The sequence below is a fragment of the Methylomonas sp. MK1 genome, assembly GCF_000365425.1.
In the GTDB taxonomy this organism is placed as follows: domain Bacteria; phylum Pseudomonadota; class Gammaproteobacteria; order Methylococcales; family Methylomonadaceae; genus Methylomonas.
This window is the reverse complement of sequence record NZ_AQOV01000001.1, coordinates 2,599,297-2,614,717: the sequence shown is the minus strand read 5'-3', so window position 1 is coordinate 2,614,717 and position 15,421 is coordinate 2,599,297. Positions and strand designations below refer to the sequence as shown.

The window sequence follows — 15,421 nt, the reverse complement described above, 5'->3', positions numbered from 1 at the left end:
ACAGAGGATGGAATTGCTAGCGGGAGCGCGTATCGCCTTGACGCCACGGCCGGTCGAACGCCGGATCGCGGCGCTGGAGGCAGCCATGCTTGGTCATTGTCCGGGCCGAGTCAGGGTTGAGCGCCTGCTGCAATTGCCGGCGGCGCTGGCGGACATGCGCGCTGTTGGCTACGGCCAGGCGGTCGATGCCTTGTCGCCTGGTGCTGCCAGCGAACTTTACCATCTGCCGATACCCCTGCAATCCAGCGCCGAGTTTCACGACATTTTCCCGGATGCGCTCACCGCCACTACCGAATACGTCAGCCTATTGGCCGGCAATAAAGCCTGGTTAGGCTTGGCGGTTGACGATTTTTTCGCCAACGGCGGCGAAAAGCTGTGGGTGGTGCGGATACCTGAAAGTGCGGGGCAAGCCGGCTTTCTGCCGACTGATGCCACGCAATTGCACGATATTGCTACTCTCCAAGGCTTGGCCTGTGTGTTGGTGATTCCGGCTTTGGGCGTAGTCGGTTTTCCCGATTTGGAGCGTCTGCAAATACCACCGCGCTTGCCGGATATTCCCAGGGTACGCCTGGAAAACAACGATCCGCAGTTTCTGCCTTGCACGCAAAATTCCGATGACGATCACCGCGAACGCCGGTACAGCACCGAGTTAAGCGACATGCCGCCGCCTTGGCAATTGCCGCAGGTGCTGCGCGGCATGCTGCAATTCATCAGCAGTCATCGGCCGGATTTGCAATGTCTGTTCACCTTGCCGCTGTCCTACTCCGGCGAACTGGATAGCCCGGTACTCGACCCTGCGGCTTTGAGCGCACTTTCGGGGTATAAACAGCTTCCGGATAGCGCACAAGCGCTAAGGCATGTGCAGTTTTTGTTTCCCTATTTACGCGGACCGCGTTTTGCTTTGCATACCCCCGTTGGCTTGATCGCCGGTCAGCAGGCGGCGGTCGCGCGCCGCGACGGCCCTTGGCGCTCGATGGCGGCCAAGCCCTTAAACACTGATGCCTTGCCGTATCCGCGCTTGTCCATTGCTCAAACCCTGGTGTTACGCGATAAACCCGGTATCAGCGTTCTCAACTATCGCAATTCGTTTAGCGGTGGCGCGCAACTCAGCCTGGACGACGAACGCTTGGTGGTGCCAGCCCTGCCTGTCGCCGATTATCCGGTCGACCGCCAGCGTTACGATGGTTTTCGCTCGGCGGAAGTGATGCGCTTCCTGGGCTTTTTGCGTCGGCAATTGCAGGCCTTGGGTGAGCAATTAATCTTCAATCTGGATTACCGCGATCCCCGCCCGCGCTTGTTACTGGAACAGTTTTTTCGACGCTTGTACAGCCAGGGCGCCTTGCGCGGCGCGTCTGCCGAGCAAGCCTTTTCGATCAGCGAATCGATACCGCAGGAAGGGGCGATGCTCTTCGAGATCATGCTGGCGCCGGCGTTTCCGATCGACAAGCTGTTTCTGACCTTCGCCAATCTGAATGGCGAATGGCGCTCGGAGGTGGTCGATGGCTGAAATCAGCGAATTCGTCGCCTTCCGTTTCAAGGTCAATCTGTATAACAGCGATCAGAGCAGCCTGTTGTGCAGCGGCTATTTCAGTGAAGTGACCGGTTTCGAAGCAACGATGGAACCTAAGGTCATCAACGAAGGCGGTCATAATTGGGGCGAACATCACCGCTCCGGGCCGACCAAATTCGCGCCGATTATTTTGAAACGCGGTGTCACCGACATCAACGATTTATGGTCCTGGTTCGACATCACTACCAGCCAAGCCAACTACGGTTACCGGCTGAGCGGCGAGATTATCGTGTTCGGCAATCCCAGCGTCAGCGGCGGCAACGTCACCGATAATGCGGTGCTGGTCTGGAAACTCAGCGGGGTGTTGCCGACCAAATTCAAAGGCCCGGATTTGTCCGCCACCGCCAGCCAGGTAGCCATAGAAGAACTACATCTGGTGCATCAAGGTCTAGAATTGCAAAGGCCGGCTCCAACCAGCACGCAAGGCAGGGGCACGGCATGATAGCCATAGAACGCGGCAAACTGATCCCTGTCAACGGCGACAACGACAGTCCTGATCTGGATAACGCCATCGACGTGCAATTCAATCCGTCCAGCCTGAAAGTCAGTCTGTCGAACACCTTGAAAGAAAACGCCCGCAACGGCAATAGCCGCGCCGCACAGTTTGTCGATAAGAGCTCGTCCAACTTGACCATAGAACTGATTTTCGACACCACGTATATCGAAGCGCCCGGCGGCGGACAGGGCGGCGGGCAGACCGCCAGCAGTGCCGGCAGCAACAGCAGCTCCATGAAAGCCATCGAGCAGGGCTCGGACGTGCGGTTGGAGACCAAGAAAATCGCTGATACCTTTATTAAGCCGGTAGAAGACGGCAAAAAAATGAAGGCGCCTAAGCGCTGTTTATTTCAATGGGGGGCGTTTGAGTTTTTGGGCCTGGTGCAGAGCTTTGACGAAACCCTGGATTTCTTCTCGCCGGAAGGACGGCCGCTGCGCGCCACCGTGTCCTTAAAGCTCAGCGAAGACCGCTACCAATTCCGTAACCGTGCTGTGGAGCAAGCCGCCCGCAACACGCCCAGTCTTAGTTCGACCGGCGCCGGTCCGCAAGGCGGTTCCGGACAGAATGCCGCGCCGGTGCCAGGCGGCAGCGGCGAAGAGGCCGGTAACTGGCGGGACACCTCGCTGTTTAACGGCATAGAGTCACCCAGAATGCCGTCTCTATCGGTGGTGGCGGTGCCCAGCTTGAGTCTGAGCGCTTCGGTGGGGATTAGCGGCGGCGTGGGATTTGGGGTAAGTGCCGGTGTCAACATCAGCGGCGGTATCAGCGCCAATGTTTCGGCAAGCCTGACTGCCTCAGTCAGTGTCGGTGGCGGCGCTGTCGCCGGTTCGACCAATAGTGCCGGCGTGGCAAAAGCAGCGCCACAAGCGGTGCCGCCGGCAAGTCCGGCGTTTAAATTCGGCAATTCCGCTAGTTTGGGTACAGGCATAGAAGGGGCATTCAGCCCGGCTGGAAAAAAGGGCAGCTTGAATGCAACTAACATTCAGACAGGCAGCGTGCCGCTAAGAGTCGACACTGCGCAAACCGGGATTGGCGGCGTGCAAAACGAACAAGCGGTAACTGCGGTGACCGGAGGGAGACTCTTATCAACAGCCGCAGCTAACCAAGCCGGTTCGGCAACTGTGATTCGCAAAATCAGTGGCGTATCGGTAAGCAGTTTGTTAAAAGCCGCCGCCGACAGCGGCGTTGGTTTCGATTGAGCGGGAATTACAAATGCCGGTATTAATAGACGAAGTGATATTGGACGTGCAAGACGGCGTCACCGAATCCGCCGAGCAACAACCGGCTGCCCAGCAGACGCCGTTGTCGCCCGCGGAACTCGAATTGACGCAAATGTTGGAATTGACTCGGCAGCGGCAGGAGCGGTTGAGGATTGATTGAGAGGAGAAAGTTGAGAACATAGATTTTAATCCCCTCACCCTAGCCCTCTCCCGGAGGGGGAGGGGATTTGTAAAAGGGTTTTAGGAGACTTTGAGTTGCGGAAGCGGTTTCTTCCCGTATGCCGCGCCGAGCACCGGAGCTTTTGAACGGACAAATCGGCAGGATAGCCGATTTGCATGCGCAGCACCCGTGAGGGCGAGGTACAGGGACGTACCGAGTGAGCAGCCCGTAGGGGTGCGGCATGGATGCCGCACGTTGCCGAAGGGGCAGGAAGCCCCTTTCGGCAACCCCGTTCAAAAGCGAGGAGCGCAGGGGTAAGCGGCATCCGGGCCGCCTTTTCTTTGGATACTTTCTTTTGGCGGAGCAAAAGAAAGTATCGCGGTTGTCGGTCCGAGAACCGACATTAGAAAAACCGTCGCGATAGCGACTCATAATAATTAAACGACAACAATTAAAAACAACACTATGCCCGACACCGCCTTCACCAGCTCCCGCCCGACGATCAAAATCGACGGCGAACAACGCGATGACCTGCAACAGGCCTTGCTGGCGATGCAGGTTAATCTGCCGTTGCACGGCTGCGCGCATGCCGAATTGCAGTTGTCCAACTGGGGCAGGCCGGAAGGTGGGCAAGATCCCGACTTTACCTTGAACGATATTGCCTTAGGCGCCGGCGTCGAGATCGACATGGGCAGCGACACCCCGCAACACCTGTTCAGCGGCGAGATTACCGCCATCGAGGAAAGCTACGGTGAAGGCGCACCCAACATCGCACTGCTGTTGCAGGACAAACTACATCGACTGGCGCGCAGCCGGCATAACCGCAGTTTCGAGGATCAAAGCCCGGACGATTTGGTGCAAGCCATCGCCGGCGAGGCGGGCCTGCAAACGGATGCGTCACTATCTAATATCACCGCCACCTGGCATCAACTCAACGAAAGCGATCTGGCCTTTCTGCTGCGCATCGGCAACCGCTTTGATATAGCCGTGCGGCTGGACGGCAATACGCTGCGGGCCAAAGTTGAGGAAAGCGATCCTAACCCAGTCGAGCTCAGTGCCCAGGACAGCGCCTTGAAAGTACGCTTGATTGCCGATTTAAACCATCAACAGCTTAGCAGTCAGGCCAACGGCTATAACCTGGCTAGCGCCGAAGCGGTGGATTTTACGGCCGACACGATGACGCCGGGACCCAGCGGCACCAGTGCGGCGGCGGCTTTAGGCAAGCTGAGCTGGCCCGGCCCGGAAATTGTCCCGCAGCCGTTTCCCGGCACCAGCAGCGAAGCTGAAGCCTACGCCAAGGCCGCGTTCAAACGCCAAGCCAAACGCTTTATTCAAGGCGAGATTGTCTGCCAAGGTGAGGCGACTTTAAAACCTGGCCGGGAGATCGAGTTGGACGGCGTGTCGCCTCGCCTGAAAGGCCGCTACCAGATTGTGCATTGCGTGCATCGCTTCGATAACAACAGCGGTTTCGAAACGCATCTTAAAGTCAATAAAGGCGGGTGGCAGTCATGAACAGTCACGCCTTGGGCAATCTGCACAGTTTGCAACTCGGCCAAGTCACCGACAACGCCGACCCGGATAGCCGTGGCCGCATCAAGGTACGCTTGCTGGCGACGCAGATGGAAGTTTGGGCCGGCGTCGTCGCGCCCTCAGCCGGCCAGGGTTACGGCGCCAGTTTCGTGCCGCGTCTGGAAGAAATCGTGGTGTTGGCCTTCATCACCCCGGAAATGCCGCTGGTATTGGGTAGCGTCTGGGCCGGTAGCAGCAGCGTGCCGACCGAGGCCGATCCGCAGGAAGATCATTACGTAATCCGCACCCCGAAGGAAACGGTGTTGGATTTCGACGACGGTAACGGCCCGAAAGTGGAATTGCGTACCCGCTCCGGTTACAAGATTTCGATAGACGAAGCCGGCGGCGGGGAAATTGTTATCGAGCGCGCCGACCAGAGCGTCACCCTCAACAGCAGCGGCATCGCGGTGCGCAGCAGCGGCAGCGTCACGGTCGATGCCAGCACGGTCACCATTAACGCCAGCATGGTGACGGTGAATGCCAGTATGTCTAAATTTAGCGGCGTGGTGCAAGCCGATACGGTGATCGCCACTTCGGTGGTCGGCAGTTCTTACACGCCGGGCGCCGGCAACATTTGGTAAGGGATTATGAAAGTAGAGCAGACTCTGCATCGGATTAAATTGAAACCGCCGTTTTATCAGGAGGGCGGACAATGCGGCTTGCATCGTTATCTGGATGCGGAGTTTATTAATCGCTTCAAGCAGGACATGCAGCGCCGCCAGTTCGATTTGCCGCAGTTCAGCGCCTGGCAGCAGGAAGAGCGTCACAGCCGCCACGGCCAACAGCCGGTGTTACGGCTACCGCTGCATCGGGCCTTTCACATAGTCAGTTGCGAAGTGGTTTGCGACCGTTTCGGCGAGCCGGAGCTGGATCCGCAAAAAATCAGCTCGGCGGGCTTCGTAATTCGTCGGCTGAGCGGCGGTCGCGAGCAGGCCTGGATGCTGGAAGACGGTGAGGCCTTGGGCTGGCAGGACGCGCCCAGCGTAGCCGGCGATCCTGATTTGCATCGCCGGTTGTGCGCCAACGGTGTGCTGCACAAACGCGACGATCAGGCGGCCTACAGCGGCGAGGAAGTGCATCCCCTGCATGTGTTAAAAACCAGCGATGCCAACCGTAAAACCCACACGCTACTGTTCGGGTATCTGCCGCTGGGCGGTTTTTATTATCTGCGCGATGTCAGTCAGGCGTTTGATAGCGCCGACCAAGCGCAAACCGCCAGCATCGCGGAGGCGATGTTGCCGTGGCCGTTCGGTTATCGGCAGCCGCTGAATCAAACCTGGCTGGCCGAACACAGCAAACCCTTGGCGCAAGGTCTGCCTAGCAAAGCCTGTTTCGAATTGCTCAGAATGCTGGTCAACCGATATCACCTAGGCGAAGCCGGCATTGCCGAGAATGTCGCGCTGGAAAATAAATCCCAGCAGCTATGGTTGTACGACGAAGCCAAGTTTCCAGCCGGTTTGCAAGGCCAAGCCTATACGGAAACCAGCCAGGGCTTGTTCGCGCCTTATCGGCAACAAACCTTTAATAGCTATCTGCAAGCCTGCTTTGCGATGGGCGGCGATAACCCGCTGGTGCGCTGGCTGATTCAGCAAGAACAATTGATAGATGCGGTCGGCGGCTTGGACAAATTAGGAGCATTACCGGCTTTGCCGAATGCCAATGGCGTCGGCAGTCTGAATATGACCCTGTTGCTGCTGGCCGCCGATGCCCAGGAAATCCGCGTTTTGTTGGGCCAGCGCCTCAGCGATCAAGCTCTGAGTAAGGTCAAGGAAATTCCGTTGCCCAAGTTCGCGCAAAATGCCGGCGATGTCTATCAGGCGGTGGCCTTCGTCCGCGCCAAAAACGATCAGGGGCAAGAACAGATTCAATGGGCCAATGCCGACACCCGCAGCATTCAGTTCCGCGTCGCCGCGCCCTTCGATCCGGATGCCAGCCGACCGGCCTTGATCCAGATGCCGTCGTTGGCCGATCTGCGCCGCGGGCTCGTCAAAGGTGCGGCGATGATTACGCCGGCTGATACCTTCGATTTGATGAATAAATTGAAGTTGAACAAAGGCGCCAGCGAAGACACCGTAAAGGATACTTCCGGCCCGGATTTTGGCATTCAATGGATTTGTTCGTTTAGCTTGCCGGTGATTACGCTGGTGGCGATGATTTTGCTGATGATCATGATCTCGCTGCTGAACATCGTATTCTTCTGGCTGCCGTGGGTACGGATTTGCTTGCCGTTTCCAAAAATCAAAGGAGATTAAGGATGCGTACGCCGGTACCGGAAATTTTGAGTTGGCCCCTGGGAAATATCGACTCCGACGGGCGGCTGAGCTGGACCCGCGACGATCAAAGCATCCGCGAAGTGATGCTTAACATCCTGCTGACCCGGCCCGGCGAGCGTTTGCAACGGCCAAACTTCGGTGCCGGTTTATTAAACTTCGTGCATCAACCCAATAACGAAACCACCCGGCATTTGATCGCGGGTGTGGTGCGCAAATCGCTGGAGACCTGGGAGCCTAGAGTGGAAATCGACGAGGTGCAAGTGCAGGGCAGTCCGGCCAGCGTCGCCGATGTGCATATCAATATCCGCTACCGGCTGCGTAACAGTCAGCGTCCGGCGGAACTGGGATTCACGCTAAACCTGAGCCTGCCGGCTTGAGGCTGCAAGAGAGGCCGTTATGCCATTACCGGTACCGAATTTAGACGACAGACGCTTCGACGATTTGGTCGCCGAGGCCAAAGCCCGGCTGGCCAATCATTTGCCGGAGCTGACGCAGATTGCGCCGGGCGATCCTTTGCACAGCTTCGTCGATTTGTTCGCCTGGCTGACCGAAACTATTTTGTACCGCGCCAATTTAATCCCGGAGCGCCAGCGCCGGGTATTTTTGAATTTGCTGCAAATTCCGGTGCGCGCCGCTCGGCCTGCCAAAGGTATAGTCAGTATAGACGCCGGGCCGACCAGCGTGTTGCCGGCACCCTTGTTGTCTGACGGTAGTCAGCTTAGGGCCGGCAAACAGATCTTGACGGCGGTTGGCGAATTGCAACCCACCTGCCTGAGTTTGCAGGTGTTGATCAAGCAAAAGCTGGAGGCTAGCGAGCTGGCTGCGCTGGGTTTGACCTTGCAGGACTTACAGGAGCAGTACGGTTTGCGCAACGGTCAAAGGCCGGAACCGTTTCAACCGCGCCGTTTCGAGCCGGTTAAGGAAGTGCTGGATTTAACCGTTAGTCTGGATCGTAGCTTTTATCTGGCTTGCATCGCCCCGCGCCAATTGGAAGGCCAAATTGCCTTGCTGCGCAGCCATCTGGCCGGCATCGCCTTTAACATTGGCATCGCGCCGGCCGACAATGTGGATGGCGAAGCGATCAACGAATTGAATCCGCGCAAGCTGATCTGGGAGCTGGTTTCCACCGGCGAGGCCGGCGAAACGATTTATCTGCCGTTGGACGTGCTGGCCGACAGCTCCAAAGGCGGTCGGCAGACCGGCGTGGTGCGCTTGCGCTTACCGAAAAATCCGGCGCTGTTCCAGGCTTTCGTGCCCACCGATCCGATGTTCAGCGGTGTCGGCGATAGGCCACCGGAACTGGCCGATCAAGTCGAAGCCGGTCGGGTGGCGTTTTGGTTGCGCTTACGCTGTCCGGAATATCCCAACTTGCAACTGGGTTATTTGGCGCTGAACGCCGTTGATGTGCTTGCCCAAGGTTTGCAGCAGGATTTGCTGGTCGGCATGGGCACTGGTCAGCCCGATCAGGTGGTGGTATTGCCTGATCAGAATATCGAGGCGGCGACCTTGCAATTGGATGTCGAGGAAAACGGCGCCTGGGTGCGTTGGCAACAGGTGGCTTTTCTGGCGGGTCAAGCCGCCGATGCCAGGGTGTATCGGCTCAATCCGCAGTCCGGTTATGTGTATTTTGGCGACGGCACGACCGGGCGCCGGCCGCCGTCGGGCAGTCGGATTCGTATCGCGGCATATCTGTTTGGTGGCGGTAGTGCCGGCAATCTGCCCGCCGGCACCATCAAGGAAGTGGTCAACGGCAGCTCGCGCTATAAAATTCGCCATGAATGGCCTTTGCAAGGTGGTTTGGATGCGGAGACGGTCGAGCAGGCCGAAAAACGTATCCCGCAGTTTCTGACCCATCGCAACCGGGCGGTGACCCAGCAGGATTTCAAAATCATCACCGAGGCCAATCCGCTCAATCCGGTAGCCCGCGCTGAAGTATTGGTCGGTTTTCTGCCCGGCGCCAGCATCCGCGCGGCGCGCGACGGCGTGCCGGGCGTGGTCAGCGTGTTCGTGCTGCCGCCGGCCGAAACGGCGTTGGGCCACACGCCCAAACCCAACCAGGGCTTGTTGAAGGACGTGTTTGCCTATCTATTGCAGCGGACCATGGTCGGCACCGAGCTATATGTGTTAAGTCCGGAGTTCGTGCCGATTGCCGTCAGCGTGAAAGTGCAGGTGCGGGATATCGAAACCGAGCAACAAACCCTGCGCGATGTGCAGCAGACTTTGCTGGAATATCTGTGGCCCCTGGCGCCCGGTGGCGCGCGCGGCGCGGGTTGGCCTTTAGGCGGCGCGGTGCGTGCCAATGAATTACTGACCCAGGCTGCGCGGGTGGCCGGAGTGCAAGCCGTGAATGCCTTGAGCCTGTTTCAACGCGGCAGCAATGGCTGGCGCCGCTTGTCGGCCGATGAAACGATCAGCCTGACTAAATACCAGTTGCCCGAGCTGCTGGGCGTGCGCGCCGACAGCGGTTCCGGCACACCGGCCTTGCCGGACGGCATTGGTTTGCTGGAAGGCCAAACCCCGGACGACAGTCTGGGCGTGGCTGTACCGGTAATACCGGACATTTGTTGAGGGTGAGCGATGGACGTCAATAACACCCCGTATTTTTTACTGAAAGGCCAGGCCGACTTCGAGCAAGGCTCCAGTCATTTGAGCTGGAATACCGGTTTGCAGGCGCTGACGCTGGCACAAAACCAGGTCTTGCGCTTGCCAGCTGCCGATCCGGCGGTAGCCTTGCTAGCATGGCAGAACAGCGCGCCGCTGGCCTTGGACAGTTTTAATCAGATTGGCCGCTTGAGTGCCGACGACACTCGCGTCGAATTCAATAGCGGTCGCGGCTATCTGACTTTGCAGGACAATGAGTTGCGGGATGTCACTGCGCCGCAGGGCCGGTTTACCGATATGGCTTTCGCGGCGGTCGCGACCAGCGGCAAGCCGGGGTTCGGGCAGCCGGCCGGTGACGGTAGACTGGCCCTGCCGTTTAGCGATGGCAATAATCAGCATGGCTTGCTGCTGTTTCATCTGGCCCGGCGCTGGCAAACCTTTTGTGCATGGGGCAATGCCGAAGGCGAAGATGCTGAGTCGCAAATGCCGCTACGCGCCTGTGTCGATGCGGAACAACGGGTTTGGCTAATTTCGGCTACGGGTTTGATGTTATGCACTGGCGAGCCTCTGCCCTTGCCGTACACACCGCAACCGGTGCGCTTCGAACCCGAGCAAGCCAATCCGCATCCCTTAAACCGTATCTGGCAGCAAGCCTTGCCCGAAGGCTTGCAGGCTCTGGCGTTGTGTTGCGATTTGCAGCAGCTTTATATCTTGTGCCACGCCGGCGCCGGCGCGCAGGCCATACTGACCCGGCCTCTGTCGACGTTACCTGATGCGCCATTCAAATCCTACGCCTGTCCGGCGGAATTGCCGTTCGCTATTGATCTGGCTCTAGCTGCCGATTCTGCTTTGCAGGACAACGGCCGGCTGGCGGCTTTGGTGCCGCGCGCGGCTGACGACGTGAATTTCACGCAACGCGATTGCCCGGTATTAACGCTACATGGGGATAACGAAACCAACACCGGCCAAGCCCGCTTGCTGCACGAGCGTTATCCTATGCTGTCGCAAGCCGTGCCGCGTTTTGTGAGTAGCGCCGACGGCCAGTTGCGTTATCAAGCCGAGGCCGATGCGGATTTTCCTAAGATTGTGCCGCGCCCCAGAGAACTGCACGCCTTGCGCCGCCCGCAGTTTCATCTGGAAGGTACGGCCTTGCTGCACGAACTGGATTCCGGCCAAGTCGATACCCAATGGCACCGGCTGTATCTGGATGCCTGCATCCCTCCCGGCTGCGACATTCAGATTGCGGTGCGGGTATTTGCCAGCAGGCAGGCGGTTCGGCCCAAGCCTATCGAGCAACCCGCGCCGTTATGGAACCCGTTGCCGTCCGAATTGCCGTTCGCGCCCAGCTTGGCCGGGCAGCAAGCCGGTACTAGCGGTTTGTTCGAAATTTTGTTGCAACAACCGACGGGGCTGGTGCGGCAATTGCGCGGACGTTATCTACAAATTCAAGTGACCTTGCGCGGCGACGGCCGGCAAAGTCCGGCATTGCATGCCATCAGAGTCTATTACCCGCGGTTTTCCTATCAGGAAGCCTATTTTCCGGAATTTTACCGGCAGGAGCTCAGTTATGACCCGGCCCAAGCCGTCGGTCCGGCCAATGGCGCCGATGTCCGCGAGCGCTTGCTGGCGGCCTTCGAAGGCGTTTTAACGCCGCTGGAAGGCCGTATCGCCGCCAGCGAGCAATTGCTTGCTCCAGAGGCGACGCCCGCCGCTAATCTGCCCTGGCTGGCCGAGGCGGTGGGCGGCCGCCTGCCAAGCCACTGGCCGGAAGGCCGTCAGCGGCGCTGGTTGCGGGACTTGACCTTGATTCAACAATACAAAGGCACGCTGGCGGCGTTGAATCTTGCCTTGGACATCGTCAGCGACGGCGGTGTGCAGCGAGGCGAAATCGTGGTTTTAGAGAATTTCCGCTTGCGGCGGACCATGGCGACGATACTGGGCATAGACATGGATGACGGCGATCATCCTTTAACTTTAGGCACCGGCATGAGCGGCAACAGCATCGTCGGCGACAGCTTGATTCTGTCGGAAAGCGATGCCCGGCAATTTCTGGCTTTGTTCGCCCCGGAGTTGGCGACAGTTGACGAGGCGGCGCAGGTCAAAGCGTTTTTCGAGGAATACGCGCACCAAGTCAGCATCTTGCTGCACGGGCGGGCGGTGAGTTTGCGGACTGCTGTGGAAGACATTTTGACGGAACAACTACCGGCGCATTTGCAATACCGGATTATCGAAACCGAACATCCTTTCGTGCTGGGTATTGCGCCGTTGCTGGGCATGGATACCTTCATAGAGACCGCGCCGCCGTTCCGCCGCGTGACGCTGGACGACACTTATCTGGGCCGCGAGGGGATCTTGAAAAACCCGGCGGCGTTTTCACCGGAGGATATCAATGCGCAGGCATAGCGGTTTTATTGGTTTGGTTAACAACCCGGCCCTGTTTATCACAGTGCTTCCGTTTGGGCTGAGTCCTTCGACTGGCACGGCGCAACCGGCTTGTCTGATTCCGGTTCCTGTCAGCGGCAGGGGAAGAAGCTCCCTCTCCTCGCGGGAGAGGGTTGGGGTGAGGGGGATCGATCAATGTGATCTAACTGTTTTTAGGCCCTCACCCTATCCTCTCCCGAAGGGCGAGGGGATTTATGCTGCCGGATACCGAGATTTTGGCATTTCCTATTGGGCACCACACACGGAGGCCGCATGGATACCCTAGACGATTTCACCACGTTGGAACAGGATGCTACTTTGGCAGAGCCCCTGCGCCGCGTCGCTTACGAGGCCGGGATGATGCTGGGTCTGGAAGCCACCCGCGACGAGCAGGCTTACCATCGCCGCCGCCTGACGCGGCATCAATATTGGTTGCAAGGTTACGGCACGCTAGCGGGCATGGCGGTCAGCATGGCACCCATGACGCATCCCAACAATACCGACAATCTGACGGTGCGCCTGCTGGTGAGTCCCGGCATTGGTATCGATGGCCTGGGCCGCGAGGTGTTGATTCACGAGCCTTATTGCATCAATCTCGGCGACTGGCTGGCGGCGCAATCCGAAAGTCATCTGCGCGAAGGTTACAGCGATGCCGATAATCTGCTCTGGCTGAAAATCTGCGTGCGGCAAAAAGACTGCCCGGTGGCGATGCAGCCGGTGCTGGCGCGCAAGCTGAATCTCAGTACCGACGCGGTGCAACCCAGTCGCACTGCCGACAGTGTGCGTCTGGAATTGATTCCGCAATTGCCGCCGCCAGCGGCAGACGATGATTATCAACCCTGGGCTTGCCATCAGGAGCTGCCGACGGCGATGCCGACACTGTCGGCCGCCGAACAGGCCTTGTTGCAGCAAGTGCAAAACGATAACTCTCAGGCCGGTGCGCAACTGGCGCTGCATGCCCGTTTGCTGCACGCGCTGGTGGATGGCAACGGCGTTAATCCCCAACAACTGCAAGACGAGTTGGAGGAGGGCGCCCGCTTGCTGCTGGCCAGGATTAGCATCAGCGTCGCCGACATCAACGCCATTCTGGTCAACCCGCAATTAATCTCGATCAACAACTTGGTGCGGCCGTTCCTGGCCACCGCCAGCCAATTGGCCTGGCTGGCGCGCCAGCCCTGATCATGGAGGGACTATGAGCGAAATTTTATTTCAACCTCTCGGTAATCCGATTGCCGCCGGGCTGGCGCTGGATCAGGTCGCCGACATCGACCCGCGTCTGACCCGCAGCCATTATTTCGACGGCCGCTTACTGACCGCCGAAGACCTGACCCGCGATCAAGTCTATCTGGATCAGCGCTTGCGCGAACTCGGCCGCGTGCTGGGTAGCGGCATCGTCGCCGGTTTGGCATTGAGCTTTGACCGCTTCACCGGTTTGCTTACGCTGGAGCCGGGTTTGGCAATGACGCCAGCCGGCCGGGTGCTGGAGCTGGGTAGTCGGCTGATCGTCAATCTGCGCGACCGGGCCTTGATCAGTGGGCTAAACGACGGCAATTTCTCCAACTTGAACCGGGGTTTGTATGCTGTAGTGCTGCGCTATGTCGATGTCGGCACCGACATCGCCGAGGTGTTCCCGAAAGATTTGAGCGCCAAACGCGGGTTTCAATTTGCGATGATTACCGAGTCGGTGCAGATGGGCCTAGTGCCCTTGCCGATTCCGCTGCCGCAACAAAGTCCGTTGCAGATACGCGCACGCCTGATGCGCGAGTTGCTTGGCGACGATCAACTGCATGGTTTATTGCCGGAGGACGCCGTGGCCTTGGGCTTGGTGGCGATTCAAGAAGGCGCGCCGCAATGGCTGGACGCACAATTGCTGCGGCATCCCTTGCGCGCCGAGCCGGGCATAGACTCATTGCAAAGCGATTTGTCGCGGCAATACGAGTCCTTACTAGCCGACATCTTGAGTAACCGCCGCAGCGGTGGTTTGACCGGTGATTTTCATGCCAGCGATTACTTTTCCCTGTTGCCGCCGGTCGGCAGTTTACCGAAGGAAGCGGTCGATCCGGTCAATGGTCGGCAAGGCTATTTTCCGGAAAACTACCAGGTTGCGATTGCGCCGTTACGGCAATCCGACCTGGAACAGCTCCGCGCCGAATCCCTGGCCTTGCCGCCCATCGATTTAAGCAACGGTGAGCCGGTGGACATCGTCGTGCTGGTGCCGCTGTCCAATCTGGATTACGGTCATTACGCCGCGCAACTGGAGCGCAATTTTGACCCGAACAAACGCCTGCTGCCGCAACTGGATTTGCTGCGCTTGAAACTCTATCCCGTAAGGCCGGTGCACGCGCTGGACACCGATCAGGCCGCGTGGCAAGCCATCTGGGACCGCTTCGGCAGCAACGCGCCGCTGTATGTGCGCCGGCCCAGTCGTGCGGCGGAAACTTCGATCAGCGGTATCGTGTTAGCGCTAGGAACTTCTTTGCCGGCACCGCCTGAAGTAGTGGGAGGCCCAGCCGACGGCGGCGGCTTGATCGATGACGAGGACAGCGTGTTTTTGAAACGGGTCAATTATCCGATGTTGGCTGAACTTCGCGTTCCCACCGACGATGCCGGCCGCGCCGCATTGGCGACTTTGGTGGAGTCTTTCACTGAATCGGCATTGGTTGCCGCCAGCCAACGCATCCTGCTATTGGTGGAACGCCAATACGACCCGGTAATCTGGCAATCCCTGCAACAACTGGCTGCTGCTAACAATCTGGATGCATTTTTGGCTGTATTGCGAGCCAAGCCAGTCAACCAGACAACCCGCGAATTGGTTGTTGCAGGTGGTGCGGCGTTGGGTTTGGAGAATGGTTTAATCGGGCAATGGGCGGCGTTGTTGCCGTGATGGGGAGTTTGAGAAACGTTTAGTTGCTTTGCCACGCTTTAAGAAGATGTGGAAATTGGCGGTTTTAAATCCCCTCACCCTAGCCCTCTCCCGGAGGGAGAGGGGATTGTTTCGACTTTTGATGAGTACTCAATAGCTTCGAGTTGGAGACGGGATTTATCCCGTATGCCGCGCCGAGCACCGGAGCTTTTGAACGGATTAGCCCGAAGGGGCGATGCAGGGATGCA

At 58.5% G+C, this 15,421-nt stretch carries 12 protein-coding genes; all 12 read left to right on the top strand.

From position 1 onward, the window contains the following. Positions 1–7: 7 nt before the first annotated feature. The 12 genes from G006_RS0112400 (at position 8) to G006_RS25525 (ending at position 15,194) form a co-directional block, all read left to right on the top strand. Entirely contained in the window at positions 8–1,507 is a 1,500-nt protein-coding gene (locus G006_RS0112400; RefSeq protein WP_020483514.1) for a hypothetical protein, read from the top strand. Continuing rightward, positions 1,500–2,012: a phage tail protein gene (locus G006_RS0112395; protein ID WP_020483513.1), complete on the top strand. Its 513-nt coding sequence runs from the start codon at positions 1,500–1,502 to the stop codon at positions 2,010–2,012. Before G006_RS0112400 ends, G006_RS0112395 begins: the two co-directional genes overlap by 8 nt. Then, positions 2,009–3,265 carry a CIS tube protein gene (locus G006_RS25530; protein ID WP_020483512.1) on the top strand — a complete coding sequence of 419 codons (1,257 nt, stop codon included), beginning with the start codon at positions 2,009–2,011 and terminating at the stop codon, positions 3,263–3,265. The genes G006_RS0112395 and G006_RS25530 overlap by 4 nt, the downstream gene beginning before the upstream one ends. A 13-nt stretch (positions 3,266–3,278) precedes the next feature. Continuing rightward, on the top strand, positions 3,279–3,446 hold the full coding sequence (locus G006_RS28635; RefSeq protein WP_020483511.1) for a hypothetical protein: 168 nt from the start codon (positions 3,279–3,281) through the stop codon (positions 3,444–3,446). A 465-nt stretch (positions 3,447–3,911) separates the two neighbouring features. Further along, positions 3,912–4,958 (top strand): phage late control D family protein, encoded by a 1,047-nt coding sequence (locus G006_RS0112380; RefSeq protein WP_020483510.1) that lies wholly within the window; start codon positions 3,912–3,914, stop codon positions 4,956–4,958. After that, on the top strand, positions 4,955–5,596 hold the full coding sequence (locus G006_RS0112375; RefSeq protein WP_020483509.1) for a phage baseplate assembly protein V: 642 nt from the start codon (positions 4,955–4,957) through the stop codon (positions 5,594–5,596). Before G006_RS0112380 ends, G006_RS0112375 begins: the two co-directional genes overlap by 4 nt. A gap of 6 nt (positions 5,597–5,602) precedes the next feature. Beyond that, on the top strand, positions 5,603–7,267 hold the full coding sequence (locus G006_RS0112370) for a hypothetical protein (protein WP_020483508.1): 1,665 nt from the start codon (positions 5,603–5,605) through the stop codon (positions 7,265–7,267). A 2-nt stretch (positions 7,268–7,269) separates the two neighbouring features. Further along, the gene (locus tag G006_RS0112365) at positions 7,270–7,665 is read left to right on the top strand and encodes a GPW/gp25 family protein (RefSeq protein ID WP_020483507.1); all 396 of its coding nucleotides are present in this window, start codon (positions 7,270–7,272) and stop codon (positions 7,663–7,665) included. A gap of 19 nt (positions 7,666–7,684) precedes the next feature. Then, on the top strand, positions 7,685–9,856 hold the full coding sequence (locus G006_RS0112360) for a putative baseplate assembly protein (RefSeq protein WP_020483506.1): 2,172 nt from the start codon (positions 7,685–7,687) through the stop codon (positions 9,854–9,856). Positions 9,857–9,865: 9 nt separating this feature from the next. Further along, a complete protein-coding gene (locus tag G006_RS0112355; RefSeq protein ID WP_020483505.1) occupies positions 9,866–12,292 on the top strand; it encodes a phage tail protein in 2,427 nt (808 codons plus the stop codon). Positions 12,293–12,583: 291 nt separating this feature from the next. Further along, entirely contained in the window at positions 12,584–13,489 is a 906-nt protein-coding gene (locus tag G006_RS0112350) for a hypothetical protein (protein ID WP_020483504.1), read from the top strand. Positions 13,490–13,502: 13 nt separating this feature from the next. Continuing rightward, on the top strand, positions 13,503–15,194 hold the full coding sequence (locus tag G006_RS25525) for a hypothetical protein (protein WP_020483503.1): 1,692 nt from the start codon (positions 13,503–13,505) through the stop codon (positions 15,192–15,194). The last annotated feature ends 227 nt before the right edge of the window (positions 15,195–15,421 follow it).

What these genes read in the sequence shown, in the direction of transcription:
- G006_RS0112400 (WP_020483514.1), top strand. Translation starts at nt 8, where the DNA reads ATGGAATTGCTAGCGGGAGCGCGTATCGCCTTGACGCCACGGCCGGTC.
- G006_RS0112395 (WP_020483513.1), top strand. Translation starts at nt 1,500, where the DNA reads ATGGCTGAAATCAGCGAATTCGTCGCCTTCCGTTTCAAGGTCAATCTG.
- G006_RS25530 (WP_020483512.1), top strand. Translation starts at nt 2,009, where the DNA reads ATGATAGCCATAGAACGCGGCAAACTGATCCCTGTCAACGGCGACAAC.
- G006_RS28635 (WP_020483511.1), top strand. Translation starts at nt 3,279, where the DNA reads ATGCCGGTATTAATAGACGAAGTGATATTGGACGTGCAAGACGGCGTC.
- G006_RS0112380 (WP_020483510.1), top strand. Translation starts at nt 3,912, where the DNA reads ATGCCCGACACCGCCTTCACCAGCTCCCGCCCGACGATCAAAATCGAC.
- G006_RS0112375 (WP_020483509.1), top strand. Translation starts at nt 4,955, where the DNA reads ATGAACAGTCACGCCTTGGGCAATCTGCACAGTTTGCAACTCGGCCAA.
- G006_RS0112370 (WP_020483508.1), top strand. Translation starts at nt 5,603, where the DNA reads ATGAAAGTAGAGCAGACTCTGCATCGGATTAAATTGAAACCGCCGTTT.
- G006_RS0112365 (WP_020483507.1), top strand. Translation starts at nt 7,270, where the DNA reads ATGCGTACGCCGGTACCGGAAATTTTGAGTTGGCCCCTGGGAAATATC.
- G006_RS0112360 (WP_020483506.1), top strand. Translation starts at nt 7,685, where the DNA reads ATGCCATTACCGGTACCGAATTTAGACGACAGACGCTTCGACGATTTG.
- G006_RS0112355 (WP_020483505.1), top strand. Translation starts at nt 9,866, where the DNA reads ATGGACGTCAATAACACCCCGTATTTTTTACTGAAAGGCCAGGCCGAC.
- G006_RS0112350 (WP_020483504.1), top strand. Translation starts at nt 12,584, where the DNA reads ATGGATACCCTAGACGATTTCACCACGTTGGAACAGGATGCTACTTTG.
- G006_RS25525 (WP_020483503.1), top strand. Translation starts at nt 13,503, where the DNA reads ATGAGCGAAATTTTATTTCAACCTCTCGGTAATCCGATTGCCGCCGGG.